The organism is Lacrimispora sphenoides (assembly GCF_900105215.1).
GTDB lineage: Bacteria > Bacillota > Clostridia > Lachnospirales > Lachnospiraceae > Lacrimispora > Lacrimispora sphenoides_A.
On sequence record NZ_FOIP01000001.1, the window covers coordinates 3426211 to 3446270 of the forward strand.

A 20060-nucleotide genomic window follows, 5' to 3' on the forward strand; every position below is an offset into this window, starting at 1 on the left:
TTATGAACTATCCTACTCTCGCCGGTTTGACTTTAGACGGTCGTATCTACCGCAACGAAGAAATGGGTACTGTGGAATCCATGGTACCTCCCGGCCCTTTTGCCACCTGTCATTCTCCTGCCATGCTGGAACTGCCAAACGGCGACATGCTGTGCTGCTGGTTTGCTGGAACTTATGAAGGAGAAGCCGACGTACATATTGTATGTGCCCGCCTTCCCAAGGGGGCCGAACGATGGAGGTCGCCGGTCTCCGTTTCCGGTGACCCAAAGCGCAGCGAGCAGAATCCATCTTTATTCAATGGCCCTGACGGTGCTGTTTGGTGTATGTACACCGCGCAGCTGGACCGCATTGAGGGCAAAGACAACATGCAGTTCACCTCTCAAATAAGATGCCAGAAGAGCTTTGATGGCGGCCTGACCTGGGGCGGATATGAAACCGTCTTCCAAAGAGAGGGCAGCTTTTGCCGCCAGCCGATTCAGATTCTGAAAAATGGCCGCTGGATTTTTGGCAACTGGCTGTGCACCGACTCTGAAGAAGGTTTGTCCGGTGACCCCAGTGTATTCCAGATTTCTGATGACCAGGGCAAATCCTGGCGTATGGTAGAGATGCCGGGCAGCCGTGGCCGTGTTCATCCTACCGTTGTGGAGCTTGATGTCGGGCACCTTGCAGCTTTCATGCGAAGCCGTGAGGCTGACAATGTCTACCGCAGCGAATCTCTGGACTGGGGCGAAACCTGGTCAGAGCCGAAAACGACTCCTCTGCCGAACAATAATTCCTCTATTAGTGCTATCCGTACCAAAAGCGGTCGTGTGGCTGTGGCATATAATCCCACATCCACTCCATCACCTGTTCCAGGCAAAGCTGCATGGCCGGGGCTGCGTTGCCCTGTTGCTGTGGCACTGTCAGAAGACGGCGGTCTTACTTTCCCATTAATCCGCTTGATGGAACGCGGCGAGGGATACATCGGTGAGGAGAATAAAACAAACAACAAGCAGTACGAGTACCCTTATCTGATTCAGAGTACCGATGGCAGACTGCATCTGACATACGCAGCGTACACCCGTAAGTGCATTAAATACGTTAGCTTCACCGAAGAAGATGTTATCGGCGCAAAGCGTGAGTTCGTCGGCGTGTACAACCCTACCTCCGGCGAGGGCACAAAATGAGTAACAGCCACAAGGAAGTCTTTTACTAAATGGTTACCAGAAGGAGTGATGTCAGATGCAGACTGTATACAATGTAAAATTGCCCCATGCCGTTTACGGCGGCGAAAACTCAATAGACAATATTACCGCAATCCTAAAGAATCATCAAGTTAAACGTGTAGCCATGTTTACTGACAAGGGAATACATGCCTCCGGACTGTTTGATTTGCCGGAAGCAGCAGTAAAGGCTGCGGGAGCAGATTACTATGTACTGGACGAGATTCCGCCAGAGCCGTCCTACATAGCGGTGCAGAATATTGTTGATCAATTCAAAGCAAGTAGCGCAGATATGATTATTGCCTGCGGCGGCGGCAGTGTTTTGGATGCTGCCAAGCTGGCCAGCGTGCTTGTAACCGATGAATACGGTGTAAAGGAACTACTGGATGAGCCGGGGCGTGCAAAAAGGTGTGTCCCAACAATTCTGATTCCCACCACCGCCGGCACCGGTGCGGAGGTAACTCCAAATGCCATTGTCGCAGTTCCGGAAAAAGAGCTGAAAGTTGGCATAGTAAATGAAAATATGATTGCCAATTATGTGATTTTAGATTCCCGCATGATTAAAAATTTACCTAGACCGATCGCTGCCGCTACCGGCGTGGATGCCTTAGCTCACGCCATTGAGTGCTACACCAGCAAAAAGGCTAATCCATTCTCAGACACCTTTGCCATGGAAGCGCTTGATCTGATTTTGAACAATATTATCTCTGCCTGTGATGATCCCGAGGCAATGGAAGCGAAGAGCAAGATGCAGATTGCTGCATTCTATGCCGGTATTGCAATCACAGCTTCCGGTACCACAGCGGTACACGCCCTAAGCTATCCTTTGGGTGGCAAGTATCACATTGCCCACGGCGTTTCCAATGCTATCTTACTGGCTCCGGTTATGCGTTTCAATGCACCTGTCTGTCAGGATCGTTTTGCTCAGGCCTATAACCGCTGCTGCCATGACACCAAAACTATCTGCCAGACAGCGAATGAAAAGGCAGAATGGATGATTGGGCAGCTTGAGCGAATTGTACGTCATTTAGAAATTCCAACCAGCTTAAAGGAATTTGGCGTTCCACCAGAGGATCTGGATGGTTTAGTAGAGGCTGGTATGCAAGTGCAGCGCTTGCTGGTAAATAATATGCGTCTTGTAACTGCAGAGGATGCAAGAAATCTGTACTTAGAAATCCTATAATTATTATGCAAATAAAAAAGGAGAGAGTTACTATGAAGAATGTTGAATTAAAAGGCATTATCCCACCGATTCTGACCCCGATGAATCCCGATGAATCGATCAATCTGAAGGAGCTGGGAAACCAGATTGAACGCATGTTGGAGGGCGGCGTCCATGGTCTGTTCCCGTTTGGAACCAACGGCGAAGGGTACATCCTAAGTGAAAATGAAAAAATTGAGGTTCTGGAAGCTACGATCGACCAAGTAAAGCATCGCGTTCCGGTGTACGCAGGTACCGGCTGCATTTCCACGGTTGATACCATTCGTATCAGCAGGAAAGCGCAGGAGCTTGGTGCCGACGTGCTATCCATTATCACCCCCAGCTTTGCACTTGCTTCTCAAAAAGAGCTTTACGACCATTACGTGGAAATTGCCAAGCATGTAGACATTCCAATTGTACTGTACAATATCCCTGCACGCACAGGCAACAAATTGCTTCCTGAAACCGTTGCAAAGCTGGCTAAAGATGTAGACATCATCATGGGTGCCAAAGACTCCAGCGGTGACTGGGATAACTTACTTGCCTACATCAACCTTACTAAGGACTTAGACAAAGACTTCCGTGTTTTGTCGGGAAACGATTCACTGATTCTGCCTTGCCTGGAGGCAGGAGGTGCAGGCGGCATCGCAGGATGTGCAAACGTATACCCTCATGTTCTTGCATCTATTTATGAACTGTTCAAGGCTGGTAAGCTTGAAGAGGCGAAAACCGCCCAAGACTCCATCGCCTCCTTCCGTGCCGTATTCAAATATGGTAATCCGAACACGGTTGTTAAAAAGGCTGTTTCTTTGCTTGGTTATCCTGTAGGCGACTGCCGCCGTCCATTCAACTACCTATGCGACGAAGGCGCCACCGCACTAAAACAAGTTTTGAAGGAAAACGCCGACAAAGGGATGTGTTAATATGAGTATGAAATTTAAACCTGTGATAGGCATTTCTATGGGAGACCCCTTTGGAAATGGTCCAGAAATAACTGTTCGTGCACTGGCAGATGAAGAAATCTACCAGCGTTGTAAACCCTTAGTAGTAGGCGACGAGACTTCCATGCGTTACGCTCTGAAGGTGGCCGGGATAGTTCACGGCATTCATCTGGAGCTGAATGTGGTATCCACACCCGCCGAAGGCAAGTATACCTATGGCACCATCGACTTAATGGATTTGAAGCTGATTCCTGCAGACGAAATTCCAGATACCTCCAGACTGGATGTACCTGAGCCTTTTGGCGTGGGAGCCTGTGCCCTGGGCGGAGAGGCAGCTTTCCAGTACGTTGTAAAAGTTATTCAGCTGGATCAGGATGGCCAGATCGATGCTACGGTTACCAATGCTCTGAGCAAGGAAGCCATAAACATGGCTGGCCACCACTACTCAGGCCATACCGAGATTTATGCAGATTACACGGACACCCCTAAGTACACCATGATGCTGGCTCACGGCGATCTGCGGGTCGTCCATGTTTCCACTCATGTGTCTTTACGAGAAGCTTGTGACCGTGTCAAGAAAGATCGTGTCCTGGATTGCATCCGCATTGCCAACGAAGGCTGCAAAGCACTGGGAATTAAAGAACCTAAAATTGGCGTTGCAGGGCTGAATCCCCATTGTGGTGAGAACGGCATGTTTGGCTGGGAGGAAGTCAAAGAAATCCAGCCTGCCATCGAGGCTGCCATGGCTGAGGGCATCATGATCCCTGAAAAGAAGCCTACTCCTCCCGATACCGTGTTCTCTAAGGCACTGGGCGGATGGTATGACATCGTTGTGGCCATGTACCACGATCAAGGTCATATCCCTTTAAAGGTGAAAGGCTTTGTTTATAACCGTGAGGAAAAGCACTGGGAGGCTGTCGAAGGTGTGAATGTAACCCTGGGTCTGCCTATCATTCGTGCCAGCGTGGACCATGGCACCGGCATCGACCTTGCAGGCAGCGGCCGTTCCAGCGAGCTGAGCCTGGTCAATGCCATAGATTATGCTATCCTTATGGTTCATGCCAGGAAAGAAGCCTGATATTGTATGGTATATACACTGTACACGCATTTTACCAAACAGAACGATTGAATTGATATAATGTCCCAAATGCAAAAAATAATCCTGTATAATAGAGAGGAGTTCAATCAAATGACTATCCCAATGATTATTGCCATTGCTATCACTGCATTCATGATTATTTTAATCATGACAGAAAAACTTCCGTTCGGCGCACCTCCAATTCTCGCATGTCTGCTAATGGTTCTTTTTGGAATAACCGATATCAAGACTGCTTTCGGCGGTTTTTCTAACGCTACCATTATTATGCTTGCCTCTTTCATGGCAATCGTGGCCGCTCTTCAAAAAACCAGCCTTATTGGTACTTTCAGAAAAACAATTTTGAATATGGCTAACAAAGGTGGATTTAAGGCATATATACTGTTATTTATTATCGTTATGTTGGCTAGCAGTATCTTTGGCACGGGCTCAACTGCATTCTATGTTCTTACTTTAGGTATATTATCTACTATACAGTATACTGACAAGTTACCACGTGGTAAAGTTATTGCTGCTGCTGGTTTCGCAGCTAACCATCCACTAATTCCTGTAAATGTTACATTACAATATGGGATTGTTATTGCTGTTTTAGGAGCTGCTGGTTCAGGTATTACCAGCGTTTCCTTAGCAAAATTCTCTATTGTAAATCTAATACTTTCATTAGCTTATGTAGTATGGGCTTTAATTGGTTATAAAGTTCTACCTAACAAAAATGTTGAAGATACAGAACTCGACGCTGATAAGTCTAAAGAAATAGTTTACGATTTACCAAAATGGAAAGAAAATACAACATATGCAGCCTTTATTGCAGCTGTTGTTGGTATGATTCTTCAAAGTAAAGTTGGCGATGCAGGATATATGATTCCAGGTTTATCTGCATGTCTGGTTTTAGCTATCGGTGTTCTGAATTTCGATGAAATTCGTAACAACATCGGTGCTCCGATTATTTTGATGTCTGCTGGCGTCATCGGTGTAGCTGATGCTCTAGGCAGTACAGGCTTAACTGCTTTAGTTGGCGAAACTGTAGCTAATATGCTTGGCACTAATATCAATCCTTTCATCCTGATCTTTGTTTTCTGCATGTTAACAAGTGTACTTGCAACCCTTACAGGATCCACTATAGGTACTGTGTATGTATTTGCACCTATGGCTATTGCTACCTGCATGAGCTTGGGCCTAAATCCAACAGCAGCTGCTGCTGCAATTGTAGTTTCGGGCTGGAATGGCCATTTCTTACCAATTGACGGTATGCCTGCTATGGTAATGGGAATTGGTAAGTACAATCTAATAGAGTTTTGGAAATACACAATTCCGATGTACTTTATCCGCCTGCTTGCTTTAACTGCCGGAGCTTTGCTATTGTTCCCAATGTAAGATTCTAAATTACTTAAATGAATGGCAAGCAGTGACCAAACGCATTCAATGTGTATCAAAAAAATATCCGACTTTATATGAAACGGATAATCAACCGACATTTTGAGAAAGAGGTATAATTATGAATAATAAATTTGAACTGGAGCATATCGGCATCAATACCCCAAATGCTGAGGAGGCAGAAAGACTGGCTCAGCTTCTGAGCATGATGTTTAACCTGGAGCCTCGTCATGGACAAAAGTCCGAATTCGGCGGTCCTTACTTTGAGTGTATGAAGGCTCCATTCCTGGGGGCAAACGGCCATATTGCTATGCGTACACCTGATTTGACCGCTGCCGCAGAAGAGTTGAAAGAAAAAGGCTTCTCTTTCAACATGGATACTGCCGCATATTCCGAGGAAGGCAAACTGAAGAACGTCTATTTAGACGGCGAGTTTGGCGGATTTGCCATCCATATTATGCAAAAGTAACGGCAAAACCAATTGAATCAATGCAACGAAATAAACCTCAGTTTTAACTGCACCCCAAAAGTTAGGCATGTGATAACATGTTAGGCGAAAGGGGTGCAATTTTTAATAGAGGTAACAATTTTCTCGTATATAGTCATCGAAAAAGGGTATAGGGCGTTGCGTGATGCGAATGAAAGATATTCTTTCGAAGGACGATGTGATTATTCGAAAAGTTATCAACAGCTTACTTTATTTTTGAGAAGATATTTTTACTGTTTGACACATTTCCTGCAGGACTCTGTGGATTTTCCCCTGAGCGGATTCGTCGCACAGGATTACAATTTTATCCCCGGCCGATAATGTTGTATTTCCCCGCGGAACAAACTCCGCTTCACCCCTCATAAGCGATACCAGCAGACAGGTCTGGGGCCAGTCGATCTCAGAAACTTTCTGTCCATCTGCATCACTTCCGTGAAATATCATTCCTTCTACCAGTACCTTTTCTCTGCTAAGAGAAGAGTGAATTTCCGGTTTCATCTTTGCCAGTAACCGGTGAAGAAGCTGGTCATAGACGGGAGCCGTATGAAACATATCAGGGATGATATAGGCCACCAGGGCAACCATGGACAGTGTCAGCAAATGAGAGAAACTGCCGGTCATCTCACTGATCAGAATGACCCCGGTGATGGGAGAGCGGACAATGGCAGAAAAACAACCTGCCATTCCCAAAATGATAAAATTATCCAGAAGTCCGTTTAAGGAACCGGTTACCAATCCAGCTGCATGGTAATAAATACTTCCGCTTAATGCTCCGATTACCAGAAGAGGAAGAAAGATTCCACCCGGTGCACCGCAGCCAAAGCTTAACATGGAAAAACTGAATTTAGCGATCAGAAGTACGATCAATGCCCCAAGTGCCATCTGGCTGCTGGTCAGTGTTTCCACCAGGGAATGACCTCCGCCTAGTACATATGGGTAGGTAAAACCGAAAATTCCAGCCAGTAAAAATGGAATCAGAACCCGGACCGCCTGAACCTGGATTCTCATATACAAATCCTGAGTCATGGAAAGGCAGTTGTTATAAAGAACTCCCATAGCTCCCAGGATTACCCCGAAGAGAATCACGTGGCCATATGTAGATAAAGGCATCATAGTGCTGATCTGAAAATTAAAAGCCGGCTGAAGACCAAACACATTTCTGGAAACGTAATCAGCCGTAATGGAGGAGGCCATAGTAGATAAAAGCAGTTCCGGTGAAAAATGCTTGTGAACCTCTTCCAAGGAGAATAGAACACCGGCAATGGGAGCATTAAATGCAGCAGAAAGTCCGGCGCTGGCCCCGCATGTAATTAGAAGCTTCTCCTCTGTTCTGGCTCTTTTGGTCAGGCGCGACAAGCCCTTTGCAGCCATTGCACCCAGCTGAATACTTGGTCCCTCCCTTCCCAGTGACAGACCGCACCCAATGGAAAGAAGACCTCCCCCCATCTTTGCGATCAGGACTCTCCACCAACAGGGGTCTAATTCCCCCATCATCTCACCTTCTACCTGGGGAATCCCACTTCCGGATATAAAGGATTCCCATTTCAACAGCATTGCAACAACAAAAGCTGCGGCTGCCAAAAAAACAAACCACACCGGTATCACCCATATGTGTTCTTTTCCATAGCTTAAAACTATATTAAGCAATTTCTCCGCATAGGTCAGGAGATACCGGAAAAGCACAACAATAACGCCTGAAATTGCACCAACAGCAATTCCTTCCAATATTAGAGCATAGCGAAAACTTCGGTAACGATTGATGGTATTCTTTACCGTGTGACATTCAGTCTGCATAATCATCCCTCCTGTAGCTGTATTTTGTTTCATCTGCAAACAATATAAAATTATAGTTCTTAAAATTTCTGTTTGCAAGTCAAATGCTGTATTTTTCTCTGTAATGGCTGTCTCATGGAAAATTTTATTAATACATCTGTATGCAATTGCAGTCTGGAGTTTTGTGGGATTTAGGTAATACAGTTGAGGGATGCATTTCATTAACTTGAAAAATATGATATAATTTGAGTGCCGGTAATAAACGCAGTTTATAGGTCATATTCATGAAATTGAAACAGAGGAAGATAAAAACATAGGCGAGGATACGTCCAGAGATACGGAAGGATATGCCAATTGATAAGGAGATTTGTTTGATATGACACAGTTTACTGAGGAAGTCCTAGTAATAATAAAGGGAATACCATATGGGAGAGTTATGAGCTACGGACGGGTTGCAAGACTTGCAGGAAATACTAGAGGTGCGAGGCAGGTAGTCAGGATACTTCATTCTATGTCTGAGAAGTACAACCTCCCTTGGCACCGGATCATTAACTCCAAAGGCAAAATATCAATCACGGATAAAAGAGATGCAGCTATTCAAAGAGAACTTCTTATATCGGAAGGAATAGAGGTGACTGAGGACGGATACATAGATATTTCTATATATGGAATATGAGATCAATGCTGCTGTAGCTTTTGGCGGCACCTATGTCACATTCGGTTCGTGTGAATAAGTCTACTAAGTCAGATTTAAAAGTTAAGTGGTCAGATTAGAATTTCAAATTAGAGCGCAACAATATTCATAAAATCAAATATCAATTGATTCATATAAAATGAAAGGGAGTTGACAATATGTCTAAAATGCCGATGATGTTTATAGGCCATGGCTCGCCTATGAACGCAATAGAAGATAACCGCTATACAAGGAACTGGAAGGAAATGGCCAAGAAAATACCTAAGCCTGAGTCAATAGTATCAATTTCGGCACATTGGTATACGAAAGGCACAAAGATTATGAATGAGGAAAATCCAAAGACAATTTATGATATGTACGGATTTCCTAAAGAGTTATATGAGATTCCATATAATGTTCCCGGCAATCCGAAACTTGCGGAAAATGTAAAAAGTTTAATCAGCAAACAAAGTGTATTTGATAATTCCTGGGGCATTGACCACGGCACCTGGTCTGTTTTGGTCCATATGTACCCCGAAAGAGATATCCCCGTTATTCAAATTAGCATAGATGCCTCCGCGCCGCCGGAAGTTCATTATCAGATAGGCAAGGAGTTAAAATCCTTAAGGCATCAAGGCGTTTTATTGTTTGGCACCGGAAATATTGTTCACAACCTACGAATGATTGATTGGGGGATAGAAGACAAAGGCTTTGATTGGGCATATAAGTTTGATGATTATATAAAAGAGAATATTGAAAATAGAAATCATGAGAATGTCATTAATTATCTGAGCTTGGGAGAAACAGCAAAATTAGCCGTACCTACGCCGGATCATTTTAATCCAATCTTATATATACTTGGCGCCTCCGATAAAGAAGATAAGATATCAACTTATAACAACAGCTGCATGATGGGGTCCTTGTCTATGACAAGCTATTTATTTACATAGATGGCAACACATATACCACATAACAAAACTATTGATCTGAAAAATATATAGTTTTTTGATAATAAGACAAGAAAGGAGCTTATAAATGGAGCATAAATTCTATATCAATTCAAATAATGGATATGCCGCTATGCTAGAGCAATATAGAGCCATGCATGAGCAAATAGGGGATGCTCGTTTCTTGCCTAACCACGATATGAGGAAAGGAATCGTTTATGATATAAAACCGGAGTATGGCAAGGGAACCATACAAATATATAATTTGCTCGGCAATGCTATGCTGCTCATCTATGATTTTGTGTTTAATAAGGATATTGTAACAGCATTTGATTTAACCCACAATTATTTCGAGATTGAATACTGTATAGACGGATGCATGTATATAGAAGAAGAAAAGGCAGGAGATACTTGCTTTAGCCAAAACAACTTATCCATCTCTTTATCACAGGATATGAAAGGTATTATCAAGCGTTGTGCAGGTCAAAAGTATCAGGGAGTTTCCATAACAGCCAACAGGCATGCACTTCCTTCTTATTTTGGAAGCACAGGAGTCGATGTATGGAATGATACGATAGAAAAACTGGAAGACCAGCTTCGCTCGGAGTATTATTTGGGTTTAGATACTCCCCTTGAAATCGCCGCTGCTTTTCTGCAGATATTTAATTGCCGCCTCCCTGCAAAAACCCGCACTTTATTTTACGAAAGTAAAGTTATGGAAATATTATCAATGATCGTATCTAACGAAATTATGAGGTATGATAAGTTTGAGCCAACAGCGCTCACCCCTTATGAATTACAAAAAATAAAGGAAATTCCACGAATTTTGCTTGAACAGCCTTTTGAATTACCAAGCATCCTTTCGCTATCTAAGAAGTTGGTCATTAATCCTAAAAAACTGACCAAAGGTTTCAAGCTTATTTATGGAGATACTATTTTCAGCTATCACAGGAAATTTTCGTTGCAACAGGCTTCTTCCATGCTGCTGAACACAGAGAAATCAGTTAATGAAATTGCCTATGATATTGGCTATTCAAGCTCCAGCAATTTCTGTGCAGCATTTAAAAAACAATATGGTATTACCCCATTAAAATATCGGGAATCCTCATTGCTGCGTAATGCAGAATAGGTTTTAGCTAAAATAATTTAAAAACATTGTTCTTAAACCACAAGTACATACTTGTGGTTTTTTGTTTTTTCCATATTCATTTATTGAAAGTCTTTTACTCAATATAAATCGGCATCGCAAGCAATATAGTTCATAAGCGTTTATGCGGTACAATATACTACTAGTTAGCCATAACTAACTAAATATAATACAGGAGGGATATACATGCTAAAAAAAACAACATCTATTCTAATGGCAATTATCTGTTGTACCGCATTGGCGGCTTGCTCACAACAGTCAACAAACGAAAATGAAGCTTCAAAACCAGTATCAACCAACCAGACCGGTACCCCACAACAGGGCGGTTATTATCCTTTAAAATTTACTATTTATGACAATAAAGGAAACAAAATTCAGCAAACTGTTAATGAGGAGCCAGAGAGAATTGTCGTAATTGGGCAGGGCCTTGCAGAGTTAATGATTCACTTTGGAGAAAAAGACAAGATTGCAGGACTGGCCTATTTAGACAATTCCTATTCCCAATATGAGGAGCAGATCAAACAGATTCCGCTGCTCACGGATACGTGGCCTTCTAAGGAATCTATTATCGCACTGGAGCCGGATTTAATTGTTGCCATGTCTTCGACGTTTACCGATGAACGCCTTGGTGACATTTCGTTTTGGAATGAAAGAGGAATTCCTGTTCTTACAGGTATTAACTATACTATGGGCCGTACAATTAACAGTGTTTTTGACGACATTAACAATTTGGGAATGGTATTAAATATTAAAGATAAAACAGATGCTTTTGTAGAGGATCAGAAAACTCGAATTAAAGTGATTCAGGACAAAGCCTCACAGTCGGCTAATAAGCCAAGGATTTTGCTTTTTGCTGGAGGTCAAAAGGATACTTATTACTATTACGGTCCTACCCTCTGTGTCATAGATGAAATGGTGGAAGGCGCAGGCGGTGAGTACATAAAAGTATCAGAGGATACCTATGTAGAGATGTCTACCGAATCCATCCTTTCTATTAACCCTGATAAAATCATTGTCACCGAGTTCCAGAAATCCGACAGCGACGCTGCAAAGCATTTATTACTTAATAATTCAAGCTTAAAAAATGTTACTGCTATTAAAACAGGGAGTGTAATGGTGGCTGATTATACAAATGCTATTCGTGGCAGCCTTAATCTTGCGGATTTATATGAGGATGTTGCAGAGTTTATTCATCCTGAATTGTTTAGGGAGGAATAAAGATGGTTTCAATACAAAAAGAAGAACAAAAGAATGCCTGGCAGACCTTTAAATGCAGCTTACATAAGCAATCTTCATTCTCAATAATTTTTATGATTTTACTCGTTGCTGTCGTTGCAACGGTTGTTATTTCAGTATCCATTGGTCAAGTATCGATACCCTTTCAGCAATCATTTAAGATATTGATACATCAATTGACTGGGGGCCAAATCGGTGATGAAAGTGAGTTGGTAAACAGAATGTTTGCAGATATTATCTGGCAAATTCGATTTCCCAGGGTTCTGTTGGCAATGATTGTGGGGGCTGGGCTGGCACTTTGCGGAGTAGTAATGCAGGCTTCCGTACAAAACCCTTTGGCTGACCCCTATATCTTAGGAATTTCATCTGGAGGTGCCTTAGGAGCAACCTTCTCAATTATGCTTGGATTTGGGGCAGGAGGAATGCTCGGAGAGTTCGGGGTTGCGACATGGGCATTTATTGGTGCACTGAGTGCTGCGGCACTTGTATTGGTGCTTGCCAGTATCGGAGGAAAAACATCTTCTGTCAAGCTGGTTTTAGCTGGAACTGTAATTAATGCTCTATGCAGTGCTTCTTCAAACTTTATCATTTATTTCGCGAAAAACTCGGAGGGTATACGTTCTGTATCCTTTTGGACAATGGGAAGTCTGGCATCAGCGGAATGGGATACTTTGCCTCTTGTGTCTGCAGTGGTAATAGCAGCAATAATCTTTTTCCTGTTCCAATCAAGAGTAATGAACACAATGCTAATGGGAGAAGAAACCGCGATCACCTTGGGTGTCAATTTGAATTTTTACAGACGGTTGTACATGGTGATTTCCTCCGTAGTAACAGGTGTTCTGGTTTCCAGCTGCGGAATTATTGGATTTGTAGGTCTTATCATTCCTCATATTGTACGTAGCATTGTGGGGTCAGATCATAAGCGGCTAGTCCCGGCGGCGATTCTTTTCGGAGGTTTGTTTATGATGTGGACAGATATTTTTGCCCGAACAGTAATTCCAAATGGAGAAATGCCGATAGGTATCGTCACTTCACTTTTTGGTGCACCTGTGTTTATGTATATACTGATTAGAAAAAGCTATGGATTCGGAGGAAGATAATTGAATTTAAAAGTAGATCACGTATCAGTCACCTTATCGGGTGCAGATATTGTAAAAGACATCAGCATGAAAGTGGATGATAAACAATTTGTTGGAATTATTGGACCAAATGGGTGTGGAAAATCCACCTTGCTGAAAAGTATTTATAAAGTTATCAAGCCGCAGAAAGGCATTGTCTTTTTAGGAGATAAGGATGTTTTAAAATCATCTGCACGTGCTATCTCTGAAGATATGGGGGTGGTAGGCCAATTTAATGAATTGAGCTTTGATTTTACTGTCCGCGAGATGGTGATGATGGGGAGAACACCGCACAAACATTTCATGGAATCTGACAATATGGAGGATTATAAAATTGCAGCCGATGCGTTAGAAAGAGTTAACCTGGCAAAGTATGCGGACAGAAGCTATTTAACATTATCCGGCGGCGAAAAACAACGGGTAATATTGGCCAGAGCAATTGCTCAAGAGCCGAAATTTCTAATCCTCGATGAGCCGACCAATCATCTGGATATTAAATATCAGCTTCAGATTCTATCTGTTGTCAAATCATTAAATATTGGTGTTCTTGCAGCCCTCCATGATCTTTCTATGGCATCTGTTTACTGCGACATTCTTTACGTAGTTAAAGACGGACAGATCATAGCTTCAGGAAATCCAAAAGCAGTGCTGACGAAAAATCTTATCAGGCAGGTTTTTGAAATAGATTGTGAGGTTTACTCCAATCCGATTACCGGTGATTTAGCAATCGCATACCTGCCCTCTACTAATAGGTGCTAGGAGGGAATTAAAGATGGAAATTGATATGACCAAAGGAAATCCATCACGGATTATTCTAAAATTTTTCATTCCGTTATTTATCGGAGATTTACTTCAACAATTTTACAGTATTATTGATGCAATTGTAATAGGGAAATTTGTAGGCACAGATGCATTTGCAGCAGTTGGTTCTTCAAGTGCTGTAACCGTGTTTATAACATCTATTTTGCTGGGACTTGCTATGGGTGCTTCGGCAATTTTTTCTCAGCTCTATGGAGGCGGGCAGTATGATGAACTGAAAAAAACGATTTCCACAGCCTTAATTTTTCTGTTTAGTGTAAGCGTATTGATTACGGTTGTAACATCAATTTTTTTACCACAGATTATCGCCCTTTATCAAATGCCAGAGAAGACAGCCGTCTATGCTGCAGATTATTTAAAATATGTTTTTTATGGTTTTATTTTTATCGGTATGTATAACGCATTCGCTTTTCTATTACGGTCATTTGGAGATTCAAAAACTCCATTATATTTTTTAATTGCCTCTTGTATATCAAATCTCATTTTAGATTTGATCTTTGTAGTGGTGTTTCACATGGGGACCGCAGGTGCAGCGATTGCCACGCTTCTTACACAGGGTTTCGCTGCTATAGGCTGCGGTATTTATACAATAAAACGAATGCAATTTCTGAATTTCAAGCGGGAGGACTTAATTTTCAGCAAGTCTGCATTTAATAAGATCGCTACTTTTTCCGTCTTGACAGCGCTGCAACAGTCAATTTCCAGCTTCGGAATGATGCTAATTCAGGGATTGGTTAATACCTTTGGTTCAACGGTTATGGCTGCATTTGCAGCTTGCTCTAAAATCGACTCTGTCGCCAATGCCCCTTTGCAAGATCTGGGTAATTCTTTTTCTACATATACTGCACAGAATGAAGGTGCTGGAGAAACAAAAAGAATCCGGGAGGGGTTTCATGCAACTTCAAGGATTATTATAATCCTGTCGGCAGTAATCAGCATTGTCGCATTTATCTTTGCCCCAAACTTGATCACTCTTTTCGTAAACAAAAATGCAACAGAGGTAATCGCTGTCGGTGTTGGCTATCTTAGAATTGTTTCCATATTTTATGTATTGCTTGGCTTTATTGTTATGTTTTATGGATTTTTCAGGGGCCTTGGAGCCATTAAAATATCAATTTTGATGACCATGGTATCACAGGGATTGAGAGTATTGCTGGCCTATTCATTAGCACCTGTCAGGGGCTTTTCGGGTGTTTGCTGGGCGATTGTTGCAGGATGGTTTTTGTCAGATTTATTAGGTTTTTATATGTACAAGAAAGTCATGCTGCAAAAAGGCTAGTTAGTTTAATCAATGATCTTTAGAAAATAGATGAAAGGTATACCCGTAAAATAAGAAAACATGAGTTTAGAGTGGGAAGGGCATGAAATTTTACATTTATCTATGTAGCAACATGTAATACGGAAGGAGAATGCAGGAAAATATTTGATAAGGTTAAAGATTTGCTAAAACTTTAAAGCGTTTCTTTTAAAAAATGTAAAATTCTCTTGACATTTTTACATATGAATAGTATTCTGTAAATGTAAAATACTTTTGACATTTTGGAGGCTTTTATGAGAAAGATGGATGAGATGGAATTAAAGATAAACCAGAAAGGAATTAAATGGAGTTGGGCCTTTTTGGTTTTTTCCCTCGTTATATGGGGGGGATTTAACTATGTTAAAAGTCAACAGACATCACTTCCGTTTATCCTGTTCGGGCTACAGTTTCTGGTTTACTTTTTTGTAACGGGCATTGAAAAGATAAAAGTTGACGACAAAAGTGGTATAAAACAAATTCTAATTTCTTTAGGTGTGATAATTCTACTTATTTTCTTTGGCGCAATCCTGTATTTTACTATTGGTCGTTGAGAATTATGAAAAATATCATACGAGAATTACGTAAAGAAAAAAAATATAGACAGGAAGACTTGGCTACGGCGTTAGGTGTCACACGACAAACTATAAATGCAATTGAAAACGACAAATATGACCCTACTCTGCTATTAGCCTTTAAGCTGGCAAATATACTGGGAACGACGGTGGATGAGCTTTTTGAACCTGACTCAACCACACTTTAATGAAAACTGCACGGCAGTATATTAAAGAAAGCGTAGAAGTTATTAAATCGGGAGATCAGAATTTAGAGGTAAAAGTTTGAGTAAAAAAGATGATAATGAAAAAAATTATATAGTACTGGGAATGTGTTTTGGTATGATGGTGGGTGCAGTAGCAATGTGTTTTAGCATTATATTTGGACATTTTATTTTTGGAGTGATGTGTTTAGGTTTCGGGTATATGGTAGGAATGTTAGTTGGCATGTGTATAAAAAAGAAAAATTAAAATTGTTTTCTTTCCGGGAACATTGACAAATGTAGATTGCTAGGTATTATTTGTAATTTATGAAAAATAAAGAGGTAATGATAAAATGGAAAGTTTTAATATTTTAATAAATTTAGAAATTAAAAATCATGAGGTTCCTGAACTTCGAGAAGCCGTAGGCTGGGAACGTAGAGATGCAGACTATCCCTCTTTATTTGAGCATTGTTTGTTTTGGGCAGGTTTACGGGATAAGAATAATAGTCTGATTGCATTTGGATGTATGGTAGGCCCAGGTATAGAACACGGATATCTTGAGGATATTATCGTTCATCCAAGTTACCAAGGAAAAGGTATTGGTAATGCACTTGTGAAAAAGTTGCTACAAGTAGCAGAAGTAAAAGAAATTTCAATTGTAACAGTAACATTTGAAGAAGCCAACTGCAACTTTTATGAAGAGTGCGGTTTTACTTCATGTCTTGGAGGCGTTTGGAGAAGAAATGAGTGAGCGAATATTCTTAAAAAGCGAATTTTAGCCTAGAATGATTTCGTTTAGTACGGGGTTATTGTTGACTAAGAAGAAAGAAGAATAAATAAGAGAAGAATGTATGCTTGTTGCAACGTGTTGATTAGTAAATAGAATAGAAATCAGAAAAAGACGTGAGTGAAAGTGAGCTCACGTCTATCCTTATTTAGAAAAGAGAATTAAGTGAAAAAACTTAAACTAATAGTGATTTTTCGCAGATCATTTTAGCCATTAGGTTACCAGAAAGTAAACCGGCTAAATAATCTGCTTCAAGCCCGATTATGTCCCCTTGGCTTATCTGTTCGTATTAAGCTTTAATAGCCCAACGCAATTTAGCGCATCGGGCGCGGCCATTGGAATTGCATTCGGCTGCCGATGGCCGAATAGCATCAGGAGCAATTTCTCTATAGATCCCTTCACGATAGAGGCGTTTAAATGATTTTTTAACAAGGCGGTCTTCGCCAGAATGAAAGGTAAGGATCGCAACACGCCCGCCCACAGCCATCGCATCAGGAAGTTTTTCTAAAAATGTATATAACACTTCAAATTCATTATTGACATCAATTCGCAGCGCCTGAAAGCATCTTTGACAGGATTTTTTTATTTCTTCGTTTCTATCCTTTTCCGGAATGAAATTCAATGCATCTTTGATGATTTGTTGAAGCTGACTAGTTGTTATAATTTCTTCTCCTTTTTTTATTGCAGTAACAATGGCACGAGAGATTTCAGCAGAATGTGGCTCATCCGCGTTTTCTAACAGCATTCCATTTAATTCGTCTTGTGAAATGGTTTTAAGGCGGTCCGCTGCAGAGATACCTTTCGATGGATTTAGCCGTAGGTCCAGCGGCCCCTCTGTTTTAAAAGAAAATCCTCTTTCAGGATTGTCTATTTGCATGGAAGAAACGCCCAAATCTGCCAATATAAAATCCAATGGTCCTGATTCGGAAGTAATCTGATCTATATTGGAGAAGTTTGTTTGCCTGACCGTTAAAATTTCCGGGCCAAAACCTAAGTGTTCCAAACGCTCCCTGGTTTTAGGTAATTCAATAGGATCTACATCAGTAGCATACAAATGCCCCTTTGAATCTAAGCATTTAAGCATCTCTAAAGTATGTCCGCCATAACCTAAAGTTGCATCTAATCCAGTTTGGCCAGGGGCGATTTGTAAAATTTCTAATATTTCTTTTACACAAATGGAGCGATGCATTCCAGCAGGAGTATTTCCCTTTTGAATGACCTTTGCCACAGCATCAGCATATAATTCTGGTTGCAGTTCCTTATATTTATCTTTAAAAGATCTTGGGTGAGTGCCTTTATATCTTGGGCGACGCTGATGTTTTTGCTTTTGATTATCCATTTTTGTTACCACCTTTTTAAATATCTATTTTTTATCTATGATCCAAAGCGTCCGGGAAGCGAACCGCTTTAAATATTCTTACACATTACATGATATCAAATGCATGTCATAATAGCAAATGCATAATATATGAATCTGTAGGAAAAATCAAGCCTACCTCGGATGGAAGTTAATAAAACAGTAGTTATTGCATTGAACGGTATTCTCATGTAAAATGGGTTAGCACGTAACTTACCCAAGATTGAGGAAAGAAAGGCTAGATATGGATGTTAGAAAGTTTCATAATTATATAATCAGTGAGGATATTGTAAAGGCGCTTAATGGTCTGGAGTATGATATACCTACGGAAGTTCAGGCTAGAGTCATTCCAGCCGCTTTGGAAAAAAATGATCTAATCGTCAAAGCCCAGACAGGCAGCGGTAAGACTGCCGCATACGTAATTCCGATATGTGAATTTATTGAATGGCTGGAAAATAAACCGCAAGCGCTTATTTTGACTCCAACAAGGGAGCTTGCTGTTCAAGTAAAAGAGGATTTTACTAATATAGGCAGATTTAAACGAATAAAAGCAGCAGCAATCTACGGAGGTCACCAGTTTTCTATTGAGAAAGCCGATTTGAAGCAAAAAACACATGTAGTTGTTGGCACACCAGGGCGTGTCATGGATCATATTAAGAAAGGTACGTTACCTTTAAATAAGATTAACTGCTTAGTCATTGATGAAGCTGACCGAATGCTGGATATGGGATTTATTGAACAGGTAGAAGAAATTATGAAAGAACTGCCCGAAGAACGGATGACAATGTTGTATTCTGCTACTATGTCCGATGAAGTAAAAAATTTATCATCAAATTATATGAGAGATCCTATCAATATAGATGTCAGCGAGGAAGGTATCGTGACGGCTGATATTAATCATGTTCTTTATATTACGGATGAAGAAGAAAAATTTGACTTACTGACCGATGTTATGATTATTGAAAATCCGGATAGCTGTATCATCTTTTGCAGTACAAAGGACCGAGTGGATATGGTTTGTGATCGTCTGAATGATTTAGGATATCCCTGTAATAAAATGCATGGCGGCATGGAACAAGACGATCGATTATCTGCAATCAAGCGTTTTAAAAGGGGAGAGTACCGATATTTAATAGCTACAGATGTAGCAGCAAGAGGGATAGATATAGAGAATATTTCTCTGGTTATTAACTATGACATCCCATTGGATGAAGAAAACTATGTTCATCGCACAGGAAGAACAGGGCGTGCAGGGCGAAAAGGAAAAGCCATCTCATTTGTTGTTCCGACTCAAACCAGATATCTGCACGAAATCGAAAATCTTATCGGGTTTATAATTCAGGAAAAAACGAAACCTTCCAAAGAGGAAGTATCCAATCAAAAACCTTCCTTTGATGATAAAATGAATACGGCCCCTAAGATTAAAAAGATGAAAAGTGATCAATTAAATAAGGATATAATGAAATTACGTTTCAACGGTGGAAAGAAAAAGAAACTCAGAGCAACTAATTTTGTCGGAGTCATATCCAATCTGGAAGGTGTGAAGGCAGAAGATATCGGAATAATAACCATACAAGATACCCTTACCTATATAGAAATATTAAACGGGAAAGGCCCATTGGTACTGGAAGCAATGAAAAATACAATGATTTGCGGTAAACAATTGAAGGTGACGAAGGCAGTGGATAAAATATAAAATGCTGCATTATGGAAAGAAATTTTGAGATGCCAGCTGGACTGAGCCCACTGTCCAGGTTTCAGTTCGTGTGAACCTCAGAGATTGACTGATTAATTGGTCAATCTCTTTTCTATTTTAGGCTTGATCACAGGAAAAATGGATTTATTGTCTT

Annotated in this window: 20 protein-coding genes; 18 read left to right on the top strand and 2 right to left on the bottom strand. The window is 41.1% G+C overall.

Annotation, left to right across the window (positions count from 1 at the left end; translation table 11 throughout):
* The first annotated feature begins 2 nt into the window (after window positions 1–2).
* The 6 genes from BMW45_RS15795 to BMW45_RS15820 all read left to right on the top strand — a co-directional run bounded on the left by BMW45_RS15795 (window position 3) and on the right by BMW45_RS15820 (window position 6283).
* Window positions 3–1166, top strand: a complete 1164-nt coding sequence (locus BMW45_RS15795; protein ID WP_092245564.1) for a sialidase family protein — start codon at window positions 3–5, stop codon at window positions 1164–1166.
* A 55-nt stretch (window positions 1167–1221) separates the two neighbouring features.
* A complete protein-coding gene (locus BMW45_RS15800; RefSeq protein ID WP_092245567.1) occupies window positions 1222–2385 on the top strand; it encodes an iron-containing alcohol dehydrogenase in 1164 nt (387 codons plus the stop codon).
* A gap of 32 nt (window positions 2386–2417) precedes the next feature.
* A complete protein-coding gene (gene dapA / locus BMW45_RS15805) occupies window positions 2418–3326 on the top strand; it encodes a 4-hydroxy-tetrahydrodipicolinate synthase (protein WP_092245570.1) in 909 nt (302 codons plus the stop codon).
* A gap of 7 nt (window positions 3327–3333) precedes the next feature.
* Complete coding sequence (locus tag BMW45_RS15810; protein WP_092246566.1) at window positions 3334–4422, top strand: PdxA family dehydrogenase; 1089 nt, start codon at window positions 3334–3336, stop codon at window positions 4420–4422.
* 111 nt (window positions 4423–4533) lie between these two features.
* Window positions 4534–5814, top strand: coding sequence for an SLC13 family permease (locus tag BMW45_RS15815; protein ID WP_092245573.1), 1281 nt, complete (start codon window positions 4534–4536; stop codon window positions 5812–5814).
* Between the two features lie 121 nt (window positions 5815–5935).
* Window positions 5936–6283 (top strand): VOC family protein, encoded by a 348-nt coding sequence (locus BMW45_RS15820; RefSeq protein ID WP_025233971.1) that lies wholly within the window; start codon window positions 5936–5938, stop codon window positions 6281–6283.
* 228 nt (window positions 6284–6511) lie between these two features.
* On the opposite strand, the gene BMW45_RS15825 is transcribed toward BMW45_RS15820, so the two are convergent.
* Window positions 6512–8095: a ClC family H(+)/Cl(-) exchange transporter gene (locus tag BMW45_RS15825; RefSeq protein WP_092245576.1), complete on the bottom strand. Its 1584-nt coding sequence runs from the start codon at window positions 8093–8095 to the stop codon at window positions 6512–6514.
* Between the two features lie 355 nt (window positions 8096–8450).
* Here BMW45_RS15825 and BMW45_RS15830 point away from each other — a divergent pair, with 355 nt between their 5' ends.
* The 11 genes from BMW45_RS15830 to BMW45_RS15880 all read left to right on the top strand — a co-directional run bounded on the left by BMW45_RS15830 (window position 8451) and on the right by BMW45_RS15880 (window position 16817).
* Entirely contained in the window at window positions 8451–8750 is a 300-nt protein-coding gene (locus tag BMW45_RS15830) for an MGMT family protein (protein ID WP_092245578.1), read from the top strand.
* A 176-nt stretch (window positions 8751–8926) separates the two neighbouring features.
* Window positions 8927–9697 carry a 4,5-DOPA-extradiol-dioxygenase gene (gene ygiD / locus BMW45_RS15835; RefSeq protein WP_092245581.1) on the top strand — a complete coding sequence of 257 codons (771 nt, stop codon included), beginning with the start codon at window positions 8927–8929 and terminating at the stop codon, window positions 9695–9697.
* Between the two features lie 85 nt (window positions 9698–9782).
* A complete protein-coding gene (locus tag BMW45_RS15840) occupies window positions 9783–10823 on the top strand; it encodes a helix-turn-helix domain-containing protein (protein WP_092245584.1) in 1041 nt (346 codons plus the stop codon).
* Between the two features lie 204 nt (window positions 10824–11027).
* A complete protein-coding gene (locus BMW45_RS15845) occupies window positions 11028–12059 on the top strand; it encodes an ABC transporter substrate-binding protein (protein ID WP_092245587.1) in 1032 nt (343 codons plus the stop codon).
* A gap of 2 nt (window positions 12060–12061) precedes the next feature.
* Entirely contained in the window at window positions 12062–13177 is a 1116-nt protein-coding gene (locus BMW45_RS15850) for a FecCD family ABC transporter permease (protein WP_092245590.1), read from the top strand.
* Window positions 13178–13954, top strand: a complete 777-nt coding sequence (locus BMW45_RS15855) for an ABC transporter ATP-binding protein (protein ID WP_092245593.1) — start codon at window positions 13178–13180, stop codon at window positions 13952–13954.
* Window positions 13955–13967: 13 nt separating this feature from the next.
* A complete protein-coding gene (locus BMW45_RS15860) occupies window positions 13968–15293 on the top strand; it encodes an MATE family efflux transporter (protein WP_092245596.1) in 1326 nt (441 codons plus the stop codon).
* A gap of 272 nt (window positions 15294–15565) precedes the next feature.
* Complete coding sequence (locus BMW45_RS15865; protein WP_092245598.1) at window positions 15566–15862, top strand: hypothetical protein; 297 nt, start codon at window positions 15566–15568, stop codon at window positions 15860–15862.
* Window positions 15863–15867: 5 nt separating this feature from the next.
* Window positions 15868–16071 carry a helix-turn-helix transcriptional regulator gene (locus tag BMW45_RS15870; protein WP_092245601.1) on the top strand — a complete coding sequence of 68 codons (204 nt, stop codon included), beginning with the start codon at window positions 15868–15870 and terminating at the stop codon, window positions 16069–16071.
* 76 nt (window positions 16072–16147) lie between these two features.
* Complete coding sequence (locus BMW45_RS15875) at window positions 16148–16333, top strand: hypothetical protein (protein WP_092245604.1); 186 nt, start codon at window positions 16148–16150, stop codon at window positions 16331–16333.
* 85 nt (window positions 16334–16418) lie between these two features.
* A complete protein-coding gene (locus BMW45_RS15880; RefSeq protein WP_092245607.1) occupies window positions 16419–16817 on the top strand; it encodes a GNAT family N-acetyltransferase in 399 nt (132 codons plus the stop codon).
* Between the two features lie 325 nt (window positions 16818–17142).
* Here the strand turns inward: BMW45_RS15880 and rsmH are convergent, their stop codons facing one another.
* Window positions 17143–18192 (bottom strand): 16S rRNA (cytosine(1402)-N(4))-methyltransferase RsmH, encoded by a 1050-nt coding sequence (gene rsmH / locus BMW45_RS15885; RefSeq protein ID WP_092245611.1) that lies wholly within the window; start codon window positions 18190–18192, stop codon window positions 17143–17145.
* Window positions 18193–18454: 262 nt separating this feature from the next.
* On the opposite strand from rsmH, the gene BMW45_RS15890 reads away from it, so the two are divergent.
* Window positions 18455–19906 carry a DEAD/DEAH box helicase gene (locus tag BMW45_RS15890; protein ID WP_092245614.1) on the top strand — a complete coding sequence of 484 codons (1452 nt, stop codon included), beginning with the start codon at window positions 18455–18457 and terminating at the stop codon, window positions 19904–19906.
* Window positions 19907–20060 lie beyond the last annotated feature (154 nt).

Coding starts and splice junctions, on each gene's coding strand:
- BMW45_RS15795 (WP_092245564.1), top strand. CDS start 3: ATGAACTATCCTACTCTCGCCGGTTTGACTTTAGACGGTCGTATCTAC.
- BMW45_RS15800 (WP_092245567.1), top strand. CDS start 1,222: ATGCAGACTGTATACAATGTAAAATTGCCCCATGCCGTTTACGGCGGC.
- dapA (WP_092245570.1), top strand. CDS start 2,418: ATGAAGAATGTTGAATTAAAAGGCATTATCCCACCGATTCTGACCCCG.
- BMW45_RS15810 (WP_092246566.1), top strand. CDS start 3,334: ATGAAATTTAAACCTGTGATAGGCATTTCTATGGGAGACCCCTTTGGA.
- BMW45_RS15815 (WP_092245573.1), top strand. CDS start 4,534: ATGACTATCCCAATGATTATTGCCATTGCTATCACTGCATTCATGATT.
- BMW45_RS15820 (WP_025233971.1), top strand. CDS start 5,936: ATGAATAATAAATTTGAACTGGAGCATATCGGCATCAATACCCCAAAT.
- BMW45_RS15825 (WP_092245576.1), bottom strand. CDS start 8,095: ATGCAGACTGAATGTCACACGGTAAAGAATACCATCAATCGTTACCGA.
- BMW45_RS15830 (WP_092245578.1), top strand. CDS start 8,451: ATGACACAGTTTACTGAGGAAGTCCTAGTAATAATAAAGGGAATACCA.
- ygiD (WP_092245581.1), top strand. CDS start 8,927: ATGTCTAAAATGCCGATGATGTTTATAGGCCATGGCTCGCCTATGAAC.
- BMW45_RS15840 (WP_092245584.1), top strand. CDS start 9,783: ATGGAGCATAAATTCTATATCAATTCAAATAATGGATATGCCGCTATG.
- BMW45_RS15845 (WP_092245587.1), top strand. CDS start 11,028: ATGCTAAAAAAAACAACATCTATTCTAATGGCAATTATCTGTTGTACC.
- BMW45_RS15850 (WP_092245590.1), top strand. CDS start 12,062: ATGGTTTCAATACAAAAAGAAGAACAAAAGAATGCCTGGCAGACCTTT.
- BMW45_RS15860 (WP_092245596.1), top strand. CDS start 13,968: ATGGAAATTGATATGACCAAAGGAAATCCATCACGGATTATTCTAAAA.
- BMW45_RS15865 (WP_092245598.1), top strand. CDS start 15,566: ATGAGAAAGATGGATGAGATGGAATTAAAGATAAACCAGAAAGGAATT.
- BMW45_RS15870 (WP_092245601.1), top strand. CDS start 15,868: ATGAAAAATATCATACGAGAATTACGTAAAGAAAAAAAATATAGACAG.
- BMW45_RS15880 (WP_092245607.1), top strand. CDS start 16,419: ATGGAAAGTTTTAATATTTTAATAAATTTAGAAATTAAAAATCATGAG.
- rsmH (WP_092245611.1), bottom strand. CDS start 18,192: ATGGATAATCAAAAGCAAAAACATCAGCGTCGCCCAAGATATAAAGGC.
- BMW45_RS15890 (WP_092245614.1), top strand. CDS start 18,455: ATGGATGTTAGAAAGTTTCATAATTATATAATCAGTGAGGATATTGTA.